Origin of the sequence: Helicobacter suis HS1, assembly GCF_026000295.1 — a bacterium.
Taxonomy (GTDB): Bacteria; Campylobacterota; Campylobacteria; order Campylobacterales; family Helicobacteraceae; genus Helicobacter; species Helicobacter suis.
Genome location: NZ_AP026769.1, coordinates 1558197 through 1577828, shown reverse-complemented (window position 1 = coordinate 1577828; position 19632 = coordinate 1558197). Strand labels below are relative to the sequence as shown.

The following is a 19632-nucleotide window of genomic DNA, read 5'->3' as shown; positions in this document are numbered from 1 at the left end:
CTGCATGCCCCCCTCCCACAACAACAATATCTTGTGTGCCCTTACTGACTAAATCATCAATCATCACACCGATGTAGGCCTCATCACGCCGCAAAATTAAGGGGGGTTTATTTTGTAAAGTCAAACAAGCATTAATTCCGGCAAGTAATCCTTGTGCTGCTGCCTCTTCATAGCCAGTTGTACCATTGATTTGGCCTGCTAAATAGAGATTTTTAATCTGTTTACTCTCTAGGGAGTATTCAAGCCCTGTAGGCTGGATAAAATCATACTCAATGGCATAACCATAGCGCGTAATGTGGGCGTGCTCTAAGCCTTTAATGGAGTGAATAACTTGTTGACATTTAGATAGATACTATAGGCTTGGTTATCGCGAAGACACATATGCAAGAGAAGAGGTCTTTTATCAAAATTTTCCCTTTGTTAATTGTTCTAGTTGCAATAAGACAGATTTATTAGTTACACCTCCTGATTGGAGCACCCTTAATTTTGAAAGCTACACCCAAGAACTTTTAGAAAAAAGAGGATTTAATCAGGTCTTTAGAGACAAGTTTAAAGATAGAAAACCCATTGTACTTTTTGCGGGCAATGATGCAGAGCAGGATAAAAGCGGGTTTATTCAGGATTTATCAAAGGTGTGTGAGGAGGTGTACTTGTTTTATCAAGATGATGGGAGCTATGGGACAGCACATTATGGATTTAACATGGGTCGCTTGCTTAACTGCAAAGAGGCAAACTCTTTTATTAACACCACTAAAATTTGTGAAATTATAGACAACGCCCCAGCAAATGCAAAACCCGATCTTTTAATGATCCAAGGGTGGGGGTGGAATTACAGTCCTAGAGATTTATTGTTGATCAAACACCGCTACAAAGACCTTAAAATCCTTAATCTACAAATGGATGATGCAGCTGGCTATGGTTTAGATAGTCCTTTGGGCACACATGCCATTTTACCCTTCATTGATCTAGCCCTCACTACAGCGCCTGAAAAAGTAGAATGGATACTTAAAGAGGGCACGCCCGCTTTTTATTTCCCTCTAGCCTCTAGTTTAGATTTCTACCACCCCTTAGAAAATGTAGAGCGTGTCTATGATATTGGATTTGTAGGGCTTAATTATGGTGGGCGAGGTGAGATGATCAAAGCCTTAGAGAAGGAAAATTTTAAAGTAAAGGCTTATTTCTATTAAAAGCGTGAGTAGATGCACCTTAGCGCCCATTTTAGCCGCCACAATAGAAGCCTCAATACCTGCATGCCCCCCCTCCCACAACAACAATATCTAACATGGCAATCCTTTTTGCTGATTTTATGATCAGAGATTTTAATGATCATTTAATGAGAAAATTAAAATTGGATTATGTTATCCGATTATGTTATCCTAAGTGTTCTTATTTACTTTGGTTAGGATTTAAAATGAATGCAAAATTTAAGGCGGTGGCTCGTGTTGGCTATAAGTTTTGTGGTAGGATTTATCATAAGATTTTTCGTATCATTCTGGATAGACATTTAGATAGACATTTAGATAGACATTTAGATAGACATTTAGATAGACATTTAGATAGACATTTAGATAGACATTTAGATAGACATTTAGATAGATACTATAGGCTTGGTTATCGCGAAGACACATATGCAAGAGAAGAGGTCTTTTATCAAGGGTTTTAAAGCAAAATTTTTAGAGGAAAAAGCGCGTTATATCACAGGCATTTTTTTAATTATATTGGCTGTTGTGGTGCTTTGGATCAATCATGTAATTCTCTTTTGGGGGGTTTTAGGCGTAGCAGGTTAAACATAACAATACCCAAGCTTTCCCAATTAAGCCAATTCGTTCTGAAATGGTGAGTAATGGCGGTATTGCTGTGCAAAACTACAGCTATACAATCTTACTTGATAGCTACCAAGTCAACCAGCTAAAGAACAATAAGGAGTTCCAAGACTTGCAAAATACGCAGGCGTAAGAGGTGATAAAATATCGTTATGTTGTGTGCCCTTAATCGCACCCATAAACAGTACCTAAAGACAATCACCCGGCTAGTACACATAAACCCGCCATATGGTTACTTGTAAGTGGCTTTTTATCTGAACGCGCGTAAAACTCCGTCCTTTAGGGCGGAGATGTAAGCGCACAGACGCATAACTAAACAGGTGTTTCTTGCTCTTGGATATAGCGTTTAATCAGCTCCAAAGGAGCACCGCCACAACTGCCAGCAAAATAGCTAGGCGACCACAAGTGATCACCCCATAATGTGTTACAAACACTTTTAAACTGCTGGGCACGCACCCTTCTAGAGCTCACACCTTTCAAAGAATTAACCAGCTTAGAAATACTCACTTTGGGTGGGTAGTTGATGAGCAAATGCACATGATCAGATTCTCCATCAAACTCTACTAACTCGCTTTCAAAGTCCTCACACACTTTTTTAAAGACTTCGCCTAGAAAGTCTATCACTTCTTTGCTGAAAGCCTTACGCCTATATTTTGTTACAAAGATCAAATGCACATGCAAGAGAAATACACAATGTCTGCCGTGTCTAATATCACTAGACTTTACCATAGACCAATATTAACATAATTATGCTAAACTCCAAAAATGCAGATCAATAAGGGTTTTAAATACCGCTTGTTCCCTACAAAAGAGCAAAAGGCTTTACTCAAGCACCATTTTTTCATTTACAACCAAGCCTATAATATCTGCCTAAACTTGCAACAAGAGCAATACAACACGAATAAGACCCTAGAGAAAAGCCAAAGACAATGGTCAAGCTCTAGTGCCTTAGACACAAAGATTAAGTATCATCTTAAACAAAGAGATTAAAGCTTTTCTAGTGTTGTGGCGCAACAAAGCCGTATCAACGCGCAAAAAGCTCTCAAAAGTGCTTTAACCCTCAAAGATAGAGGCTTTCCCAGATTTAAAAACTCCAAGATTGCTAAACAGAGCTTTAATTGGAATAATCAAGGTTACTCCATTAAAGATTGCAACAAACGCTTTAAGATTTTAAGACTGATGCGCCAAGATTTTAAAGTGCGCTGGTCTAGGGATTTGCCTAAAGATTGCACCATTTAACAAATCACTTTTTCTTGCCTGAATGAACGCTATTTTGTGAGCTTTAGCGTGGAATACCATAGGGACATCACGCCCTTAAAAACCCTAAGCCACCAAGACAAAGCCATAGGTTTAGATTTAAATATCCATGACATCGCTTTAAGTGACGGGACTCTCATTCCTACGCATTCTAAGACATTTAACTTAGCTAAATATAATTTAGCCTTTAAAAGACTGCAAAGAAAACAGAGTCGCAGGGTTTTAAAGTCTAAACAGACCAAAACAAAACTAGGGAGGAATTTTTACAAATGCCAAAATTCTTTGAATGCCATTTTTACTAAATCTAAACACAAGAAGGAAGATAGGTATCACAAAATCACAAGCGGACTTTCTAACAAGTTTGAATTGGTAGCAGTTGAGAACTTACAAGTCAAGAATATGACCAAGAGAGCTAAACTTAGGAATGTGAAACAAAAGAGTGGCTTGAATAGGTCTATTCTTAATACCTCATTCTACCAAATCATCAAATTCTTAGAATACAAACAACAGCATAATGGCAAACTTTTTGTGAAAGTCCCTCCACAATACACGAGCAAAACCTGTCATCATTGCGGGAATATCAACCGCCAACTTAAGTTAAATCATAGAGAGTATTGCTGTCCTGTATGTGAATACACAGAGCATAGGGACATCAATGCCGCTAAGAATATCTTAAGAGCGGGGTTAAAGTCTCTTGGGTTAGGAATTAGCCTTGCAGACTCTAAACAGCAAAGCCTTTCGAGTTCAGAAACCCTAGTTTCTGTTAGTTAGGAAGCTCCTCCCTTTAGGGAGGGGTGATTCACGTATTTCAATCAGTGATTTTGTAATAGATCCTAATAGTATAACGGCATGCTAATCTCATATTTCAGCGATAATTTATCAAAAAATATCTAACAATCTTAAGGCAGGCGTTTACAACAGCCAGAGCTAAAAAATGGTTAAAAAGATACTTGTAAAATCAAGCTAAAGTTCACTGGTCTCTTTAAGTGCAGTTTGTAGTGTAATTTTAAAAATCCTTATTTAAGAGAACCAAATTCTTTGTACGGGATAAACTAAATATCTTTGACAAAATCAGGAAACATTTTTTCTGCTACCCTCTTAGCAAACTCTGGATGGGATATGCGTAAGTCTAGTCTATTATCTTTATAAGCCTCCATGCAGCGACCAAAGCCATGTGGGGTTTGTAAAAGCGCTTCTATTTCTGGATGATAGATAACATGGTAATCGGTGTTAGTAAGATGTTGAGGGTAGGGTACAAAATACCCAAGACCATTGCCATTTGAGATGACAAAAACAGGCCCCAAGCCTAGAGCCATTGCAAGATGGGGAACACCTGATTCTGTAGATACAATAAAAGAAGCCCGAGAAAGCACATGTACAAGTTCTAACAAACTAGTTTTACGCACTAAATTAAGTACACGCGGACAGGATCGCTCAATCTTTGCGCCTTCTAAAACTTCACCTGCAGTACCGCACAGCACAACTTTAAAAGAGGGATCTATTTTTTGAGCCAGTTGTATCCAAGAGGTTAAAGCCCATTTTCTACGAGGACTTGAAGCGCCTAAAACAAAAACACCGTACTTTTCAGGGCAAGGGAGAGAGAAATCTTTTGGTAAAGAAGATAGATCAAGGTGATAGGTGATTTCTGTAAGAGGTTTTCCTAATAACTGACTAAAAACATATTTATTACGATCGAATTCAAAGAGAGGTGCAAATGAAGTGTCTATCATGGTGGTATAAAATGTCGGATCATTAAACATGTTATAGGGGTCATGAGGGAGATGCACTTCTTGTGTACAAATTTTATGGCTAGCAGGGAGGAACCGAGCTAAATAGTCATCTGCCCAAATACTGCGTCTGCGCAAGGGAACTAAGATGGTTGTATAACTTTTACATGAGAGTTGATAGAGTATTTTAAGATGGTAGAAGAAGCCATGGATATAAGAATACCACCTAGATATATCTACTGGAATGATGTGATCTAAATAAGCTGCATCACAGGCCTGAACTATCTCATAATAAGCCGCATTGCACACAAGGGTGATTTCATAGTCCGCGTAAGTTTCGCGCAAAGGTTGTAAAAAATTTCTAAATAGACAATAATCGCCCAGATTATCAAGCCTAATCACTAAAAGGGTTTTGCAAGAGGGAAGGGTTCTGCGTTTACGCGTCATTAAAACCACTATGGAACTTAAAAAGAAAAGCGGGCGACCTGCGATGGAGAGTAGAAAAGAGCGACACTGTTTCTTAAGTTTATCCACATAACCATGAGACAGAAACAGCATACTCCCTAACAACCTTCAACATTTGCCTCCAACACCTAAGCAAGAGAGCCTTGAGCCTGTGGCCCTTGCAAACAAATGCAAGGGCATTTCTCTAAGAAAGGAGGTGATCCAACCGCAGGTTCACCTACGGTTACCTTGTTACGACTTCACCCCAGTCGCTGTGTGTGCCGTGGGCAGTAGCTGCTTTAGCATCCTGACTTAAGGCAAACACAACTCCCATGGTGTGACGGGCGGTGAGTACAAGACCCGGGAACGTATTCACCGCAACATAGCTGATTTGCGATTACTAGCGATTCCAGCTTCATGCAGGCGAGTTGCAGCCTGCAATCCGAACTAGGAGGTGTTTTATAGATTAGCTCTGCCTCGCGGCTTTGCATCTCTTTGTGCACCCCATTGTAGCACGTGTGTAGCCCTAGGCGTAAGGGCCATGATGACTTGACGTCGTCCTCACCTTCCTCCTGCTTACGCAGGCAGTCTTCTTAGAGTGCGCAGCATAACCTGTTAGCAACTAAGAAAAAGGGTTGCGCTCGTTGCGGGACTTAACCCAACATCTCACGACACGAGCTGACGACAGCCGTGCAGCACCTGTTTTCAGGGTCTAGCAAGCTAGACACTCCCCTATTTCTAGGGAATTCCTTCAATGTCAAGCCTAGGTAAGGTTCTTCGTGTATCCTCGAATTAAACCACATGCTCCACCGCTTGTGCGGGTCCCCGTCTATTCCTTTGAGTTTTAATCTTGCGACCGTACTCCCCAGGCGGGATGCTTAAGGCGTTAGCTGCATTACTGGAAAGACAAAGCCTCCCAACAACTAGCATCCATCGTTTAGGGCGTGGACTACCAGGGTATCTAATCCTGTTTGCTCCCCACGCTTTCGTGCAATCAGCGTCAGTGATGTTCCAGCAGGTCGCCTTCGCAATGAGTATTCCTCTTGATCTCTACGGATTTTACCCCTACACCAAGAATTCCACCTACCTCTCCCACACTCCAGAAGGATAGTTTCAAATGCAGTTCTATGGTTAAGCCATAGGATTTCACACCTGACTTGTCCTCCCGCCTACGCACTCTTTACGCCCAGTGATTCCGAGTAACGCTTGCACCCTCCGTATTACCGCGGCTGCTGGCACGGAGTTAGCCGGTGCTTATTCGTTAGATACCGTCATTATCTTCTCTAACAAAAGGAGTTTACGATCCTAAAACCTTCATCCTCCACGCGGCGTTGCTGCTTCAGGGTTTCCCCCATTGAGCAATATTCCCTACTGCTGCCTCCCGTAGGAGTCTGGACCGTGTCTCAGTTCCAGTGTGTCCGCTCACCCTCTCAGGCCGGATACCCGTCATAGCCTTGGTGAGCCTTTACCTCACCAACAAGCTGATAGGACATAGACCAATCCTTTAGCGATAAATCTTTCCCTCGTAAGGTAGTATTTGGTATTAATCACCATTTCTAGTGGCTATTCCAAACTAAAGGGCATGTCATCTATGCATTACTCACCCGTGCGCCACTAATCAACCTAGCAAGCTAGGCTTCATCGTTCGACTTGCATGTATTAGGCACGCCGCCAGCGTTCACTCTGAGCCAGGATCAAACTCTCCATAAAGTTAATCCTAAACTGGCTCAAGATTACTCTTAAGTTTTAACTAGGTTTTTAACTAGAGTTCTTAAGCCAAAGACAAAAAACAAAAAGTAAAAACAAACTTGGCTACAAGACTCTCTTGCTTAAATGTCAAAGATCACTTGCTTTAGCATTTGCTAAGCACTTGCTATTTAGCAAAAGGGGCATTGTATAGTTTTTAAGCTTAAGGGGGGCTTAGAATTGTTAAAAAATAGAGCGGTGTTTTAAATCTAGTAAAAAATCTTGGATCACGCGTTTGGTGGCAAAAACATTATTTTGATTAGGAAGAGAGACGGCCATGCCTATAAACTCATCTTTGTGGTTAAAAAGGGGTCGACCATAGACATCTTTAAGGAGAGGCCGTATGATCCGATGTAGATCCCTATAATTAAGATTATAATTAAGATATTGACCACTATAATTAATATCCTTGCGGCTCTTTTCTAAAATATCCTTATATGTTGATACTTCAAAAGTGCCTACTTCAAAAGTACCTTGATCGCTAATCTTAGGGTAGTAAATTTGTAAGGCTTTGCGTGGGTTGGAATTTTTGGTGAGTAAATCTTGCCCGTATTTTGTGTAGATGCGGGCATGGTAGTAACTTTCTGGGCGGATTTGGCAATAGTCGTTGGTAAAAGCATGGGTATTAAGCAAGGATAACCCGCGGTTTCGATCAATGGCCTTAAGGCGCAACCGCGCTACACAGATTAACATAGGCCCGCTATCATCTTGCATTTTGGCTACAAAAGTTGTGGCATACATGCCCTTATCATAGGCCAACTCAGAAGAGGTTAGCACATGCCCGTTTTGGAGTAAAAGCCCATAGCCTTGTTTGTAGTGCCCATCTTTAAAATAGGCGATTAAAAAAACGGTGCTATAAATCCAAAGATGGAGCGGTTCTAGGTTGGCGTTATTTTGTTCTTTATGCTGTTTTACTTGTTGTTTATTAGGTTTTTTAGCGCTTTTGGTGATCTTTTGATTTTGGCGGGGTATTTTTTTGGTGGCATGAGAGCGTTTAGTGTGGTGAATCAGAGAGGTATCTAGCGCCTTTTCTGCGTGCAAAACACACCCTAAAAAAAAGAGAGCTAACAGAGCCCACATAAACACCCCACTGCATAAAATTAAGGTGAAATCGGTAAAATACGGCGATCATTTAATTTTTCAAAGGTATCCATGAAAGCTCTAAAAGTTTATGAAATAGACCCCACACTTTTGGCTTCTTATCAGTATGCGGTTATTAAAACCAATAAGGGGGCGATTAAAATCCACTTATTCGGGCAAGAAGCGCCACAGGCGGTAACTAATTTTGCGACTTTAGCCAAAGAGGGTTTTTATAATAGGCTAAATTTTCACCGCGTAATTACCGGGTTTGTAGCTCAGGGGGGTTGTCCTCTTGGTACGGGAATGGGTGGACCAGATTATCGTATCCGCTGTGAAGTGCAAAATAACCCGCACAAACATAAAAGGGGCGCATTAAGCATGGCACATGCCGGCAGAGACACGGGTGGTAGCCAGTTTTTCCTCTGTTTTGAGCCCCAACCCCATTTAGACGGGGAGCATACGGTTTTTGGACAAATTGAGGAGGAGGAGAGTTTAAGGGTTTTGGATAGTTTAAAGCAAGGGGATATCATTGAAACGATTCATATCTTAGCGCAATGATTCTAAATGTTAATTTTAGCCAGAAAATTAGGGGAGGGTGTGGTGATTGGGGAGCATATCCATATACGGGTTGTCTCAATTGATAAGGGAAGTGTAAAACTTGGTTTTGATGCCCCCTCTCACTTGCTTATTTTGCGCTCTGAACTCAAAGAAGCGGTGGCTTTAGAAAACAAGAAAGCCTCCGGAGATGTTAGCGATACGCTTTTAGAGGGCATTGGTAAACAACTGGGTAAATTAGAATGAATGCGTTTGAGTGTATCGCCTATCCTAAGGTGAATATCTTTTTAAAAATTCTAGGATTGGAGGCGTCTTATCACACTCTTTTATCTAGGCTAATGCTTGTAAAAACCCAAATATGCGATTATCTTTTTGTTAAAAGAGCTCCCTTTTTGCTTAAGGGTAATTTTGCTTGCTCTCTTGAGAAAAACACGATTTATAAAATGCTACAGATACTTAAAACTCACCTCCAAGCTAAAAACCACCCCGAAACCCTAGAATTAGCCATTGAAGTAGAAAAACATATCCCTATAGGTGCAGGGCTTGGAGGCGGGAGTGCAGATGCGGGGGTGCTTTTAAGAGAGCTTAATACCCGTTTAGAATTAGGTTTGAGTTTACAAGAATGTTATCAAATTGGCGCACAAGTAGGCAGTGATGTGAATTTTTTTATCTCTGGCTTTAATAGTGCGCATGTTTTTCATTTTGGTGAGCTAATCGAGTCTTTTGAAGAGGAGAGTTTAGAAATAGAAATTTTAACCCCTGAAATTTTTTGTAACACAGCTCAAGTTTATCAAGCCTTTGATCGCCTATCTATGTCCACTAAAGGAGAGCAAAATTGGAAAACAATACAGAGCCATACTTTACTCAAACATTTCACGCGCGCCACTCTTAATGATCTGTACACCCCTGCTATCACACTTTACCCTGCATTAAAAGAGTTTGAGAAACATTTAGATAATACACAGCCTTATTTTTTTAGCGGGAGTGGGAGTAGCTTTTTTAGACTTAAGGAAGTGTGTGAAAGAGCCGATACGCAATAAAAAGGCTTTCTTTGATTATGAGATTTTAGAGACTTTGGAGGCGGGTATTGTTTTGGCAGGTTCTGAGGTCAAGGCAATCCGTGTGGGTAGGGTAAATTTAAAGGATAATTTTGTTAGGATTATCAGAGGCGAGGCTTTTTTATTTGGGGTGCATGTTGGGCATCTACCAACGGCCAATGTTTATTATAAACCCGATGAGAGACGGCCTCGTAAATTGCTACTACACAAAAAACAGATTCATAAATGGTCTGTTGAAGTGGGTCAAAAGCGCCTTAGTATCGTGGCATTGCAGTTATATTTTAACGCTAAAAACCGGGTGAAACTCCAGATCGCTTTGGTGAAGGGTAAGAAACTTTATGATAAAAGAGAGAGCATGAAACAAAGGGTTTTAGATAGGGAGGCTAAGAGCCAATTAAGGAATCATTTGCGGGGTGGAATGTGAAAGAGATGGTGGATTATGGGATTTTGGGATTTTTGGCGTTTTTATCAGTGATCGTGATTGCTATTGGGATTGAGCGGGTGTGGTTTTATGCCACCGTGCGCGTAGATGATTATAAAGATAAACGCAAGCTAGAACTAGATTTACACCGCCGTTTAACCTTAGTGGCCACTATTGGTTCTAACGCGCCTTATGTGGGACTTTTGGGCACGGTAACAGGGATCATGATTACCTTTATTGAACTAGGCAATACCTCAGCGGTGGATACTAAAGCAATCATGGTTGGTTTAGCCCTTGCGCTTAAATCTACTGGTATGGGTCTGATTGTGGCTATTCCTTCTGTTGTGATTTATAACATGTTGGTGCGCAAAAGCGAGATTATCGCGACTAAATGGGATATTTACCACCACCCGGCCACAGAGGGAGCGGGGTATAATCGCCTAGATACAGATTTTTAGGAAGATAGATGAAAAAAATAGACTCCATGAATGTGGTGCCTTTTATTGACATCATGTTGGTGCTTTTGGTTATCGTACTCACCACTGCTTCTTTTGTCTCTACCTCTAAACTGCCTATCAATATTCCCAAAGTGGATCAAAGCTCGGATAAAGCCCAAGATGTGCTGGATAAAAAACAAGTTAATATTGCTATTTCACACAAGGGCGAGTTTTATTTGGACAAAAAAAAGGTAAGTTTTGAGGCTCTCAAGCAAGCGGTAACAAGATATGCTAAAGACACGCCTATTATTTTGCAGGGAGATAAAAATAGCAATTTAGATAGCTTTGTTAAGGTGGTGGATTTATTACAAACCCATAATCTCAACCAACTTTATATTTTGGTAGAAGATAAAAACAGCAGCCATTAGACTTTAGATAGTTTTTAGCAAAACAAGCTAAAATAGAGCTTTTGAAAATTTTAAAGGATTAGAGAATGAAACGCACCTATCAGCCCCATAATACGCCTAGAAAGCGCACACATGGCTTTTTGGTGAGGATGAAAACTAAAAATGGCCGTAAGGTTATCAAAGCCCGCCGTGCTAAGGGGAGAAGACAATTAGCGGTTTGATTCTTGCGAGGTGCAATCTCTAAAAACAACCCAGCAGTTTAACTATCTTTACAAAAAAGGCATGAGAATACATAGCAAGTTTTTTACCATGTATTCTCTCCCCTTAGATGGGTTACCCAAATTTTTTAGCTATCCTAGCACTTCTCTACTGGGCTTGAGTGTTTCTAAGAAAGTGGGTAATGCGGTGCAGAGAAATTTAATTAAGCGACGGGTGCGTTCTCTTTTTAAGAATATCCATTTAGAAAAAGAGCGGGTGATCGTGTTTGTGGCTAAAGCAGGGATTACACAACTCAAATACAAAGATTTAAAACAACAGGTTTTAGCATGTCTATACCGCAAAACAAAACCGCTTGTTATGAGGCATGCGTGAGATTCCTTTTAATTTTATTGCAATTTTATCGCAAGTATCTTTCTGTACTTAAACCTACAAGTTGTCGTTTTTATCCCACATGCTCTACTTATGCGCTCTGGCTTTTACACAATGAAGGGTTGTTTAAAGCTTTATTAAAGATTTGTTGGCGTTTGTTATCCTGCCACCCTTATTGCAAAGGGGGTATTGATTATCCCATTGGCTCTAAACACATCACCCCAAAATATTATTCCCCCCAAGAAATTAAGCTGCGCTATTATCTAGTGCCTCTTAATCCTCCTGCTCTTTATCCTTATTATATTCTTAAGGTTTCATGTGAAAGAAAATAATTTACGATTTATTTTAGCCATTGTGCTCTCTTTTCTATTTTTAACCATCTATGGTTATTTCTTCCAAACAGAAAAGCCCCACACTGCCCTCCCAACCAGCACAACTAATAATAGCGCCCCCACTACTCTTATCAAGCAGGCAGCACAAACTCCCAAAAGCTCCATAATCCTTACAGTTCTCTCTAAAGATATGGAAATAGAAATAGACTCATTAGGGCGCATTGCACAAGTGTATCTTAAGGATAAAAAATTTACAGCCCACAGACAAGAAGATTTTTTAGAGCATATCAAACAGCTTTTAGGTCTCTCTAAACCTAAAAGTGCCTTAGAAAAATTGCCCCTTTTGGGATCAAATGCATTAAAGCCTTTAGAATTGCGCTTTGTAGATTCTACACTTAATCAGGAGGCTTTTAATACGCCCTATATCGCCTCAACCCAGACACTTCAAATAGACAAAGCCCCTAAAACTGTGGTTTTAACCCAATCTCTTAAAAATCTCAATGTTAAAAAAATTTTGACCTTCTACCCTAATCTCACCTACGATTTACGCGTAGAATTAAAACCCACACATCCCATGAATTTAGCTTATGTACTTTCAAATGGCTCTAGACCTATAGCCGATGCTGATGGTTATGCCTTCCACGGGGTACTCTTGGGCACACAAGATCACAAACTAGAAAAAATTGAAGATGGCAAGGCTAAGCAAACCCAAACTTTTAAATCCACTACCTTTATTGCTAGTGTGGATCGTTACTACACCTCTCTTTTCTTCACCAAAGATTCTCCTTTAGATGCCATTATAGAAGCACAGCCAAGTAAAGATCCTTTGCCTTTTGTCTCTTTAAAAGGCAATGCCATTTTACATGGTTACATCGGCCCTAAAGATCACCGCTTATTAGAACAGATTTCTCCTATGCTAACTAAAGTGATTGAATATGGGGTGATTACTTTCTTTGCCCGCCCCGTGTTTTTACTCCTAGATTATTTGCACACCTACACCCATAACTGGGGTTGGGCGATCATTCTTTTAACACTCATTGTACGGATTATTCTTTATCCTTTGAGTTATAAGGGCATGGTGAGTATGCAAAAAATCAAAGACCTAGCGCCCAAAATGAAAGAGCTCCAAGAAAAATACAAAAGCGATCCGCAGAAATTGCAAATGCACATGATGCAGCTTTATAAAAAACATGGGGCTAATCCTTTGGGCGGGTGTTTACCCATACTCTTACAAATCCCTGTATTTTTTGCGATTTATCGCGTTTTATACAACGCTGTAGAACTTAAAAGTGCCGGTTGGATGCTTTGGATTCACGATCTTTCTTTAATGGATCCTTATTTTATCTTGCCGCTTTTAATGGGAATTTCCATGTACGCCCAGCAAGCCCTCACCCCAAGCACTATTACCGATCCCACTCAAGCTAAGATTTTTAAAATGTTACCTCTGTTTTTTACGATCTTTCTGATCACTTTCCCGGCCGGTCTTGTGCTTTACTGGACAACCAATAACATTTTTTCTATTATCCAGCAATGGCTCATTAATCAAATGTTAAGCAAAAAGAAGAGCGAAATGCAAAAAACGGCCTAGGAGCTAGAAGATGCAAACCATTGTAGCTAAAACCCTTGAGGAAGCTATTATTAAGGCTTCTTCAGTCTTGCAATGTTCTGTTTTGGATCTAGAATATGAAATTATCCAAACCCCCTCTAGTGGTTTTTTAGGCTTTGGCAAGAAAGATGCCATTATAGAAGCTAAAATTAAACAGGCTAAACAACCTCAGGAGCTAGAAAAAACACCCCCTACTCCTCCCCCCACTCCCTCTACAAATTCTTTAGAGACAAAGATTACAGAGATCAAGCAAGAACTAGATACCCTTTTTAGTTATTTGCCCTACCAAATTGAGCGTATCCATGTAGAGTTGTATAACGAACAAACTCTACTCATTGAAATTAACGGCCCTGATTCAGCTTTAATTATTGGCGAGAAAGGTTATCGTTATAACGCCCTATCTTACTTGCTCTTTAATTGGATTCACTACAAATACCACTACAATGTCCGCTTAGAAGTGGCTAGCTTTTTAAAAGATCAAGAAGAAATCATGGAAAGTTATTTACAAAGCGTGATCATGCAAGTTCGCGAAATAGGTAAGGCACAAACCAAGCCCTTAGATGGCATGCTACTCTACATCGCCCTTAAACGCTTAAGAGAAGTCTTTCCCAATAAACATGTCAGTATCCAAGCAAGTAATGATCACGAATCCATGGTTGTGATCAATGACTTTTACAAATAGTACCATTGCTGCCATTGCCACCCCACCCGGACTTGGCGCTATTGCCATTGTTAAACTCAGTGGTTCTAAAAGTCTTTCTATTTTAAACGCGCTTTCGCATAGACAACGCTTTACCCCCCGCATGGCCACTTTAGTTAGCCTTTATGATGCTACTGGAGATCTTTTAGATCAATGCCTAGCTCTTTATTTCAAAGCCCCTCATAGCTATACCGGTGAAGATGTGGTGGAATTACAATGCCATGGGGGCATGGTGGTGGCAAGATTGATTTTAGAGGCGTGTTTAAAGCAGGGGGCAATCTTAGCTAAGGGAGGGGAATTTACACAAAGGGCTTTTTTAAATAACCGCATGGATTTATCCCAAGTACAAGCCCTAGCTAAACTCTTAGAAAGCCAAAATGCCAACATGGTTAAAGCGATGGCTAAACAGATCAAGGGGGCTTTAAAAGACTTTGTACAAACCACCCGCACAGCTCTTTTAAAGTTGTTAGCTAGTAGTGAGGTACTGATTGATTATGCGGAGGAGGATTTGCCTTTAAATTTATTAGATCGCATGCAAGAGGATCTAGAACAAATAGAGCAACAACTTTTAAAAGTGTTAGAAGTGTCGCGCGCTAGAAGTGCTAAATTAGAGGGTTATACTTTAAGCATTATTGGTAAGCCCAATGTAGGTAAAAGCTCCTTGCTTAATGCTTTATTACTTGAAGAGCGCGCTTTAGTAAGTGAGATTGCCGGTACCACCAGAGATACCATAGAGGAAGTCATTAGCCTTTATGGGAGTTCTTTAAAAATTATAGACACCGCAGGGATACGCACCTCTAACGATCCGATTGAGCGTTTAGGAATTGCTAAAAGTAAACAACGCATGCAAGAGAGCGATATTATTTTAGCCCTTTTTGATTTATCTAGCCCATTAGATCACCAAGATCAAGTTATTTTAGAGTTACTCCAAGCCAACCAAGATAAAATCCTCTGTGTTATCTTTAATAAAAACGATTGTCCTACTAAGCTAGACACCACAGCCCTTTTAGCAGTCCTGCCGCCTTTATTTGCCCCTGCTATGAGCCTAAATACCAAAGAACCCTGTTTGCCTCTTTTAAAAAAAGCGCTCAAACCCTTATTTGAACATAATCCAAATGATAGCCTAATTTTAGCCACTCTAACCCAGCAAAATAGCCTAGAGTTAGGTATTAAGAGTTTACAATCTGCTAAAAAACCCCTACAACACGCGGAGCTAGAGCTATTCTCTTATCATATTAAAGATGCTTTAGAGAGTATCGTAGCCATCAGCACACCCTACTACACTGATGAAATGTTAGATGCGATGTTTCAAGAGTTCTGTTTAGGTAAATAATTAAAGAATCCGGTCATAGTTAATAGAATCCCTTGTTGATGCCCAAGATATTAGCGTGCTAGATAGCTTTAAGTTTATGAATGCGCTAGAGGAACTTAAAGAGAGTAGTTTTAAAACTCAAGGCGCTAAAGACTTTATAGAAATTGCTAAGGGCTTTCATAGATTATTTAATCAAGATAGCGCTATTGCTAAAGCGCTTAAGCCCACTACGGGGGGAACTATTGGAAGTAGTATTGCTACTAGTGTAGGCGGGGCTGCACAATTCCAAGTTACTAAAGCCGCCTTTGGCTTTATTGTTAGAACTCTGCCCTATATCCCCTTTGCTAAAGCACTCAATGATAAAGTAAGTGGTGCAGCACTCAGATATCACATTAAAGCCGCATTAAATAAGAGCCACAGCATAGAGGCCTTTAAACAAAATCTTAACAAAATCGCAAGTAGAGCTGAATTTAGCAACGCTACTAAAGCCTTAATTAGAGAGATTGAACAGAATTTACCTAAGAGTGTGGAGAGTGGGGGGAGTGTTAGCAGTGGGGGAGTAGCTGAAACACAGCTAAAAGCTAGAGGTTTAGAGAGAGAAACACTAGGAGCGGGGCAAAAGCTAGAGGGTAGAGGGCTACAGAATGAGATAGCGGGTGAAGTGCCCCATAACCCAGCCTTTGGCCAAAACTTTAAAGAGTTTTACCACGATCAAAAGGTGCAATCGCTAAACTCATAGAAACTAAGGAGGGACAAGTAGCCGGAGCATTTTATAGAGAGAATTTAGGCGATATAGATTTGGTGTGGGGGGAAATTAGAGATCAAGGTGGTAAGCTTAAAGGGCATGGACTAGCTAAGATTGTGGAAAAACACCTTGATGACTTTAAAGGATTTGAGGGCAGTAGTGCTTATGAGAAGTTAGGGAATGGGTTGGAGGAGATAGTAAACAAGGGGAAAATGGTTACAGATCAAGCGGGAATAAAAACCATTATCTTTAAAAAAGACAATCAAGAGCTTAGAGTAGGTTTAACGCAAGGGTGGAAACATGAAGGAAAAAATTACTGGATAGCAACGGCTTACAAAAAACCCCCCGCGCAGAAGTTCGACCAAGTCGCGGCTAAGTCTGGGCTTGGCTCCGATCTAGCCCAAAAGGATAGGCCACACCCTACCACTCCCCCCCCTTAAAAATCAAGATCGCCCCTACAAGGTTATCACCGACAAAGAGGCCTTTATTAAAAATCTTGATTTAAGCACCTATGCTACACCAGTACCTAAAGAACTAGATGTAAAAGCATTTCTAAAAAGTTTAGAGGCAGTAGAGAATAAAGAAAACTTCATTAAACACCTGCAGGCTAAACAAGATACCCAAAGTAGATTGGCCTATCTAAATTTAGTAGAGCCGACTTTGAAAAGTCCGGATATTAAACTCATCTTTAAAGACCCACCTAAGCAGGAGTATATCAAGGCGTTTAAAGCAGAAAACCAAGAAGACCTAACTTACCTATTAGTTACACTTGACAACGATAGATTACTAGTTACGGGAATTGTAGACGCTAAGAAAGGTTATGTCAAAAGACAAGTAAAAGATGCGGACACCACCCACCCATTCATTCCGCCGAACAACCAAAGAGATAGGGCACCGCCGAGCGGCCTACGAGATGATAGTATCACTCCCCGCCTTAAAGGTCAAGAGCCTAATAACTACATTGATGCAGAAGTGATAGAGCACCCTAAGCAGTTGCCCCTTAAAGCAATAGACAGATTTATAAAGAGGCTAAGGCTAAAGGTTTAAGTTATGCTGAATTTAAGGCGCTAAGAGAGCAAAATAAAAGGCTTTATTTAGAGAATAAGACAGTTGCTGGAGGGCAACTAAACATCTTCTTTGGCCACTGCCTGCACTGCCCTTGCCCTTGATTAATCAACTCTTTAAGCGCTGGCTGGCCTTGTTCTATAAAGTCTTTAACAGCCTTTTGGCTTTGTTCTGCTAACTGCTTAGTAGAGCTCTCTTTAGCCACTTGTTGCGCCCTCTCTCTTGCCAATTTTAAAGAGTCAGAAACAACAAAACACATCCATCGCCTCCACCCTTACAGGGGTAAATTCATTCCCAACTTGTAGAGCATTTCTTAAAAGAGCCCTTTTTTAAAAAGGGTGATATTGTTTTGGATTTATTTTGTGGATCTGGTACAACTCTAGCTGTGGCTAATGAACTAGGTATGCACGCATTAGGCATAGAGCTATCAAATTTTAATGTGATGCTTTCAAATGCAAAGATTAATTAATTATGACAATCAAGAGCTTAGAGTAGGTTTAACGCAAGGGTGGAAACATGAAGGAAAAAATTACTGGATAGCAACGGCTTACAAAAAACCCCCGCGCAGAAGTTCGACCAAGTCGCGGCTAAGTCTGGGCTTGGCTCCGATCTAGCCCAAAAGGATAGGCCACACCCTACCACTCCCCCTTAAAAATCAAGATCGCCCCTACAAGGTTATCACCGACAAAGAGGCCTTTATTAAAAATCTTGATTTAAGCACCTATGCTACACCAATACCTAAAGAACTAGATGTAAAAGCATTTCTAAAAAGTTTAGAGGCAGTAGAGAATAAAGAAAACTTCATTAAACACCTGCAGGCTAAACAAGATACCCAAAGTAGATTGGCCTATCTAAATTTAGTAGAGCCGACTTTGAAAAGTCCGGATATTAAACTCATCTTTAAAGACCCACCTAAGCAGGAGTATATCAAGGCGTTTAAAGCAGAAAACCAAGAAGACCTAACTTACCTATTAGTTACACTTGACAACGATAGATTACTAGTTACGGGAATTGTAGACGCTAAGAAAGGTTATGTCAAAAGACAAGTAAAAGATGCGGACACCACCCACCCATTCATTCCGCCGAACAACCAAAGAGATAGGGCACCGCCGAGTATCCATTGTCTTTACCTTTATCCCTGCATTATTAGTGGGTGAATTTCTAAGAGGCATGGATTTATTAGAAATTTTGCGATCTATAGTGCTTATATGTCTGCACCCATTCATACACAATACTTCCACAATAAAACGATTCGTAGGTAATACAATATTTTTGACACGCCTATTTCCCACCACAAAAAATATCAAAGCCTGCTTAGCTAAGAACGGTAAAATATTTTTAATACTGGCCTCAAGATCATAATAAAAACTTGAAACCTCAAGAGCTCTTTTTAAGTCTAGTTTTGCAATTTCTTGAATTACATCGCCTACATCGCCCTTTGTGTAAAGTATCTTAGATCGCAACCCCCCTAAAAGTTTAGTATCTAATTTTCGTGCGTCTTTAAAACCTAACCATTCATTAATAAAAGTACTAAACTGCCCATAGGCCACGGTTGTTTTAGAATCTCCATAAGCAAAAAACTTGAACATGCCTCTTTGTTGTGGCCTGTCAATTTCATTATAAAAGTTTATGGTCGCAAAACACACTAAAGGTAAAATAGGTGGGTCATACACAATGTCGTACTTTTCTTTCAGTTTGGAGTCTGAATAGGCGATTTCCATTAGAAGTTTCCATTTGTATGTTTGTGTTGCCCGTTCGCGTAAAGAAGTTTTAAGAGATAGAATCAGGCATTTTTTCAAAACACCCACAGAATCAAGGCTATAAATGACTAATCTACATCAGGCTTTTGGCTTTCCTCTCCTATCTTAATTTTTTGCATGATTTCAAAAGAAAGATTTTTTTAAAAGAAATCAACGAGCTAGGTTTTTGGCTACATAGTGCCTTCTGCTTTATTCTTTAAAAAGGTGTAAATGATCAAATTTGAAAAGGCGTTTCCAGCAATGCTTTTTCTAGCTTGGCTTGAATCTCTAATCTTTCTATCATTAACTCGTTCCTCAATCAGAGCATCAACTGCAACTTTAGACTCTATCATATACAAGTGATAGAATGGCGCTTTTTAGTTTTATTCAAAGTTTGAATACAAATTTTTGGTACTAGTATTTTTGATTAGTCGCAAAAGAGCTAGCAAAGAATAATTTTGAAGTTGTGCAAAAACTTCATTAACACTTAAACAAAATACTGTTTAGCCTAAGTTTTTAAAAAAAAGGTTATGTTTTTGATCCGTAGGACTAGAACTTAATCTAAAACCTCACTAAGCTATAGAGAGTAT

26 protein-coding genes, 1 rRNA gene and 4 pseudogenes are annotated in these 19632 nt (G+C 40.0%); 21 read left to right on the top strand and 10 right to left on the bottom strand.

All coding sequences use genetic code 11. The features are described 5' to 3' along the window. Positions 1-28 precede the first annotated feature (28 nt). Positions 29-337: pseudogene (locus OO773_RS10130) on the bottom strand (FAD-dependent oxidoreductase); the annotation flags it as partial. Between the two features lie 313 nt (positions 338-650). Between OO773_RS10130 and OO773_RS08780 the strand changes: the two are divergent. After that, the gene (locus tag OO773_RS08780) at positions 651-1187 is read left to right on the top strand and encodes a CgeB family protein (protein ID WP_264828547.1); all 537 of its coding nucleotides are present in this window, start codon (positions 651-653) and stop codon (positions 1185-1187) included. Here OO773_RS08780 and OO773_RS10125 read toward each other — a convergent pair. Then, a pseudogene (locus OO773_RS10125) lies at positions 1175-1284 on the bottom strand (FAD-dependent oxidoreductase); the annotation flags it as partial. The gene OO773_RS08780 and the pseudogene OO773_RS10125 overlap by 13 nt on opposite strands. A gap of 127 nt (positions 1285-1411) precedes the next feature. Between OO773_RS10125 and OO773_RS08775 the strand changes: the two are divergent. Together OO773_RS08775 and OO773_RS10120 are read left to right on the top strand one after the other, a co-directional pair. Continuing rightward, positions 1412-1663, top strand: coding sequence for a hypothetical protein (locus OO773_RS08775; RefSeq protein ID WP_264828546.1), 252 nt, complete (start codon positions 1412-1414; stop codon positions 1661-1663). Beyond that, on the top strand, positions 1629-1787 hold the full coding sequence (locus tag OO773_RS10120) for a hypothetical protein (protein ID WP_406600079.1): 159 nt from the start codon (positions 1629-1631) through the stop codon (positions 1785-1787). The genes OO773_RS08775 and OO773_RS10120 overlap by 35 nt, the downstream gene beginning before the upstream one ends. A 348-nt stretch (positions 1788-2135) precedes the next feature. Here OO773_RS10120 and tnpA read toward each other — a convergent pair whose 3' ends face one another. Further along, positions 2136-2552, bottom strand: a complete 417-nt coding sequence (tnpA, locus tag OO773_RS08770) for an IS200/IS605 family transposase (protein WP_040499039.1) — start codon at positions 2550-2552, stop codon at positions 2136-2138. 36 nt (positions 2553-2588) lie between these two features. Here tnpA and OO773_RS08765 point away from each other — a divergent pair. Next, positions 2589-3851, top strand: a pseudogene (locus tag OO773_RS08765) (RNA-guided endonuclease InsQ/TnpB family protein). A gap of 281 nt (positions 3852-4132) precedes the next feature. Here OO773_RS08765 and OO773_RS08760 read toward each other — a convergent pair. The 3 genes from OO773_RS08760 to OO773_RS08750 form a co-directional block, all read right to left on the bottom strand. Beyond that, entirely contained in the window at positions 4133-5365 is a 1233-nt protein-coding gene (locus tag OO773_RS08760) for a glycosyltransferase family 9 protein (protein WP_141556996.1), read from the bottom strand. A 96-nt stretch (positions 5366-5461) separates the two neighbouring features. Continuing rightward, positions 5462-6961: ribosomal RNA gene (locus OO773_RS08755) — 16S ribosomal RNA — on the bottom strand. A gap of 219 nt (positions 6962-7180) precedes the next feature. Continuing rightward, positions 7181-8077: a hypothetical protein gene (locus OO773_RS08750; protein WP_232048853.1), complete on the bottom strand. Its 897-nt coding sequence runs from the start codon at positions 8075-8077 to the stop codon at positions 7181-7183. A gap of 72 nt (positions 8078-8149) precedes the next feature. Between OO773_RS08750 and OO773_RS08745 the strand changes: the two genes are divergently transcribed. The 15 genes from OO773_RS08745 (at position 8150) to OO773_RS08675 (ending at position 17285) form a co-directional block, all read left to right on the top strand. Next, a complete protein-coding gene (locus tag OO773_RS08745; RefSeq protein ID WP_176485324.1) occupies positions 8150-8635 on the top strand; it encodes a peptidylprolyl isomerase in 486 nt (161 codons plus the stop codon). A gap of 6 nt (positions 8636-8641) precedes the next feature. Next, the gene (locus OO773_RS08740) at positions 8642-8878 is read left to right on the top strand and encodes a carbon storage regulator (RefSeq protein ID WP_006564566.1); all 237 of its coding nucleotides are present in this window, start codon (positions 8642-8644) and stop codon (positions 8876-8878) included. Further along, complete coding sequence (locus OO773_RS08735) at positions 8875-9672, top strand: 4-(cytidine 5'-diphospho)-2-C-methyl-D-erythritol kinase (protein WP_176485325.1); 798 nt, start codon at positions 8875-8877, stop codon at positions 9670-9672. Before OO773_RS08740 ends, OO773_RS08735 begins: the two co-directional genes overlap by 4 nt. Beyond that, positions 9650-10114, top strand: coding sequence for an SsrA-binding protein (smpB, locus tag OO773_RS08730; RefSeq protein ID WP_176485326.1), 465 nt, complete (start codon positions 9650-9652; stop codon positions 10112-10114). The genes OO773_RS08735 and smpB overlap by 23 nt, the downstream gene beginning before the upstream one ends. Further along, a complete protein-coding gene (exbB, locus tag OO773_RS08725) occupies positions 10111-10569 on the top strand; it encodes a TonB-system energizer ExbB (protein ID WP_100069289.1) in 459 nt (152 codons plus the stop codon). Before smpB ends, exbB begins: the two co-directional genes overlap by 4 nt. A gap of 8 nt (positions 10570-10577) precedes the next feature. Beyond that, positions 10578-10976: an ExbD/TolR family protein gene (locus tag OO773_RS08720; protein ID WP_006564562.1), complete on the top strand. Its 399-nt coding sequence runs from the start codon at positions 10578-10580 to the stop codon at positions 10974-10976. 65 nt (positions 10977-11041) lie between these two features. Beyond that, positions 11042-11176: a 50S ribosomal protein L34 gene (gene rpmH / locus OO773_RS08715; RefSeq protein ID WP_006564561.1), complete on the top strand. Its 135-nt coding sequence runs from the start codon at positions 11042-11044 to the stop codon at positions 11174-11176. 61 nt (positions 11177-11237) lie between these two features. Further along, positions 11238-11546 (top strand): ribonuclease P protein component, encoded by a 309-nt coding sequence (gene rnpA / locus OO773_RS08710; RefSeq protein ID WP_231102847.1) that lies wholly within the window; start codon positions 11238-11240, stop codon positions 11544-11546. After that, positions 11543-11875 carry a membrane protein insertion efficiency factor YidD gene (gene yidD, locus OO773_RS08705; protein ID WP_034377214.1) on the top strand — a complete coding sequence of 111 codons (333 nt, stop codon included), beginning with the start codon at positions 11543-11545 and terminating at the stop codon, positions 11873-11875. The genes rnpA and yidD overlap by 4 nt, the downstream gene beginning before the upstream one ends. Beyond that, positions 11862-13463, top strand: a complete 1602-nt coding sequence (yidC, locus tag OO773_RS08700; protein ID WP_176485327.1) for a membrane protein insertase YidC — start codon at positions 11862-11864, stop codon at positions 13461-13463. The genes yidD and yidC overlap by 14 nt, the downstream gene beginning before the upstream one ends. A gap of 10 nt (positions 13464-13473) precedes the next feature. Further along, entirely contained in the window at positions 13474-14163 is a 690-nt protein-coding gene (locus tag OO773_RS08695) for a Jag N-terminal domain-containing protein (RefSeq protein ID WP_006564557.1), read from the top strand. Then, entirely contained in the window at positions 14147-15514 is a 1368-nt protein-coding gene (mnmE, locus tag OO773_RS08690) for a tRNA uridine-5-carboxymethylaminomethyl(34) synthesis GTPase MnmE (protein WP_006564556.1), read from the top strand. Before OO773_RS08695 ends, mnmE begins: the two co-directional genes overlap by 17 nt. A 55-nt stretch (positions 15515-15569) precedes the next feature. Continuing rightward, on the top strand, positions 15570-16232 hold the full coding sequence (locus tag OO773_RS08685) for a hypothetical protein (RefSeq protein WP_264828545.1): 663 nt from the start codon (positions 15570-15572) through the stop codon (positions 16230-16232). Positions 16233-16294: 62 nt separating this feature from the next. Next, on the top strand, positions 16295-16678 hold the full coding sequence (locus OO773_RS08680; protein ID WP_143440991.1) for a putative barnase/colicin E5 family endoribonuclease: 384 nt from the start codon (positions 16295-16297) through the stop codon (positions 16676-16678). A gap of 190 nt (positions 16679-16868) precedes the next feature. Continuing rightward, positions 16869-17285: a hypothetical protein gene (locus tag OO773_RS08675; RefSeq protein WP_080555228.1), complete on the top strand. Its 417-nt coding sequence runs from the start codon at positions 16869-16871 to the stop codon at positions 17283-17285. A gap of 43 nt (positions 17286-17328) precedes the next feature. Here OO773_RS08675 and OO773_RS08670 read toward each other — a convergent pair whose 3' ends face one another. Next, complete coding sequence (locus tag OO773_RS08670; protein ID WP_034375887.1) at positions 17329-17562, bottom strand: hypothetical protein; 234 nt, start codon at positions 17560-17562, stop codon at positions 17329-17331. Between the two features lie 90 nt (positions 17563-17652). Here OO773_RS08670 and OO773_RS08665 point away from each other — a divergent pair, with 90 nt between their 5' ends. Together OO773_RS08665 and OO773_RS10115 are read left to right on the top strand one after the other, a co-directional pair. After that, positions 17653-17772, top strand: coding sequence for a site-specific DNA-methyltransferase (locus OO773_RS08665; protein ID WP_264828544.1), 120 nt, complete (start codon positions 17653-17655; stop codon positions 17770-17772). Further along, positions 17756-17917, top strand: coding sequence for a putative barnase/colicin E5 family endoribonuclease (locus tag OO773_RS10115; protein WP_406600078.1), 162 nt, complete (start codon positions 17756-17758; stop codon positions 17915-17917). The genes OO773_RS08665 and OO773_RS10115 overlap by 17 nt, the downstream gene beginning before the upstream one ends. Before the next feature lie 384 nt (positions 17918-18301). Here OO773_RS10115 and OO773_RS08660 read toward each other — a convergent pair whose 3' ends face one another. The 3 genes and pseudogenes from OO773_RS08660 to OO773_RS08650 all read right to left on the bottom strand — a co-directional run bounded on the left by OO773_RS08660 (position 18302) and on the right by OO773_RS08650 (position 19401). Next, positions 18302-19024 (bottom strand): hypothetical protein, encoded by a 723-nt coding sequence (locus tag OO773_RS08660; RefSeq protein WP_264828751.1) that lies wholly within the window; start codon positions 19022-19024, stop codon positions 18302-18304. A 21-nt stretch (positions 19025-19045) separates the two neighbouring features. Beyond that, a pseudogene (locus OO773_RS08655) lies at positions 19046-19111 on the bottom strand (hypothetical protein); the annotation flags it as partial. A 122-nt stretch (positions 19112-19233) separates the two neighbouring features. Continuing rightward, complete coding sequence (locus tag OO773_RS08650) at positions 19234-19401, bottom strand: hypothetical protein (protein WP_264828543.1); 168 nt, start codon at positions 19399-19401, stop codon at positions 19234-19236. Positions 19402-19632: the final 231 nt, after the last annotated feature.

Bases quoted from the DNA above. Each gene is read 5' to 3' on its own strand.
- OO773_RS08660 (WP_264828751.1), bottom strand. From the start codon at position 19,024: ATGGAAATCGCCTATTCAGACTCCAAACTGAAAGAAAAGTACGACATT.
- OO773_RS08695 (WP_006564557.1), top strand. From the start codon at position 13,474: ATGCAAACCATTGTAGCTAAAACCCTTGAGGAAGCTATTATTAAGGCT.
- OO773_RS08775 (WP_264828546.1), top strand. From the start codon at position 1,412: ATGAATGCAAAATTTAAGGCGGTGGCTCGTGTTGGCTATAAGTTTTGT.
- OO773_RS08750 (WP_232048853.1), bottom strand. From the start codon at position 8,077: ATGTGGGCTCTGTTAGCTCTCTTTTTTTTAGGGTGTGTTTTGCACGCA.
- OO773_RS08740 (WP_006564566.1), top strand. From the start codon at position 8,642: ATGTTAATTTTAGCCAGAAAATTAGGGGAGGGTGTGGTGATTGGGGAG.
- mnmE (WP_006564556.1), top strand. From the start codon at position 14,147: ATGACTTTTACAAATAGTACCATTGCTGCCATTGCCACCCCACCCGGA.
- OO773_RS08745 (WP_176485324.1), top strand. From the start codon at position 8,150: ATGAAAGCTCTAAAAGTTTATGAAATAGACCCCACACTTTTGGCTTCT.
- tnpA (WP_040499039.1), bottom strand. From the start codon at position 2,552: ATGGTAAAGTCTAGTGATATTAGACACGGCAGACATTGTGTATTTCTC.
- rnpA (WP_231102847.1), top strand. From the start codon at position 11,238: ATGAGAATACATAGCAAGTTTTTTACCATGTATTCTCTCCCCTTAGAT.
- OO773_RS08760 (WP_141556996.1), bottom strand. From the start codon at position 5,365: ATGCTGTTTCTGTCTCATGGTTATGTGGATAAACTTAAGAAACAGTGT.
- rpmH (WP_006564561.1), top strand. From the start codon at position 11,042: ATGAAACGCACCTATCAGCCCCATAATACGCCTAGAAAGCGCACACAT.
- OO773_RS10120 (WP_406600079.1), top strand. From the start codon at position 1,629: ATGCAAGAGAAGAGGTCTTTTATCAAGGGTTTTAAAGCAAAATTTTTA.
- OO773_RS08735 (WP_176485325.1), top strand. From the start codon at position 8,875: ATGAATGCGTTTGAGTGTATCGCCTATCCTAAGGTGAATATCTTTTTA.
- OO773_RS10115 (WP_406600078.1), top strand. From the start codon at position 17,756: ATGCAAAGATTAATTAATTATGACAATCAAGAGCTTAGAGTAGGTTTA.
- OO773_RS08670 (WP_034375887.1), bottom strand. From the start codon at position 17,562: ATGTGTTTTGTTGTTTCTGACTCTTTAAAATTGGCAAGAGAGAGGGCG.
- OO773_RS08720 (WP_006564562.1), top strand. From the start codon at position 10,578: ATGAAAAAAATAGACTCCATGAATGTGGTGCCTTTTATTGACATCATG.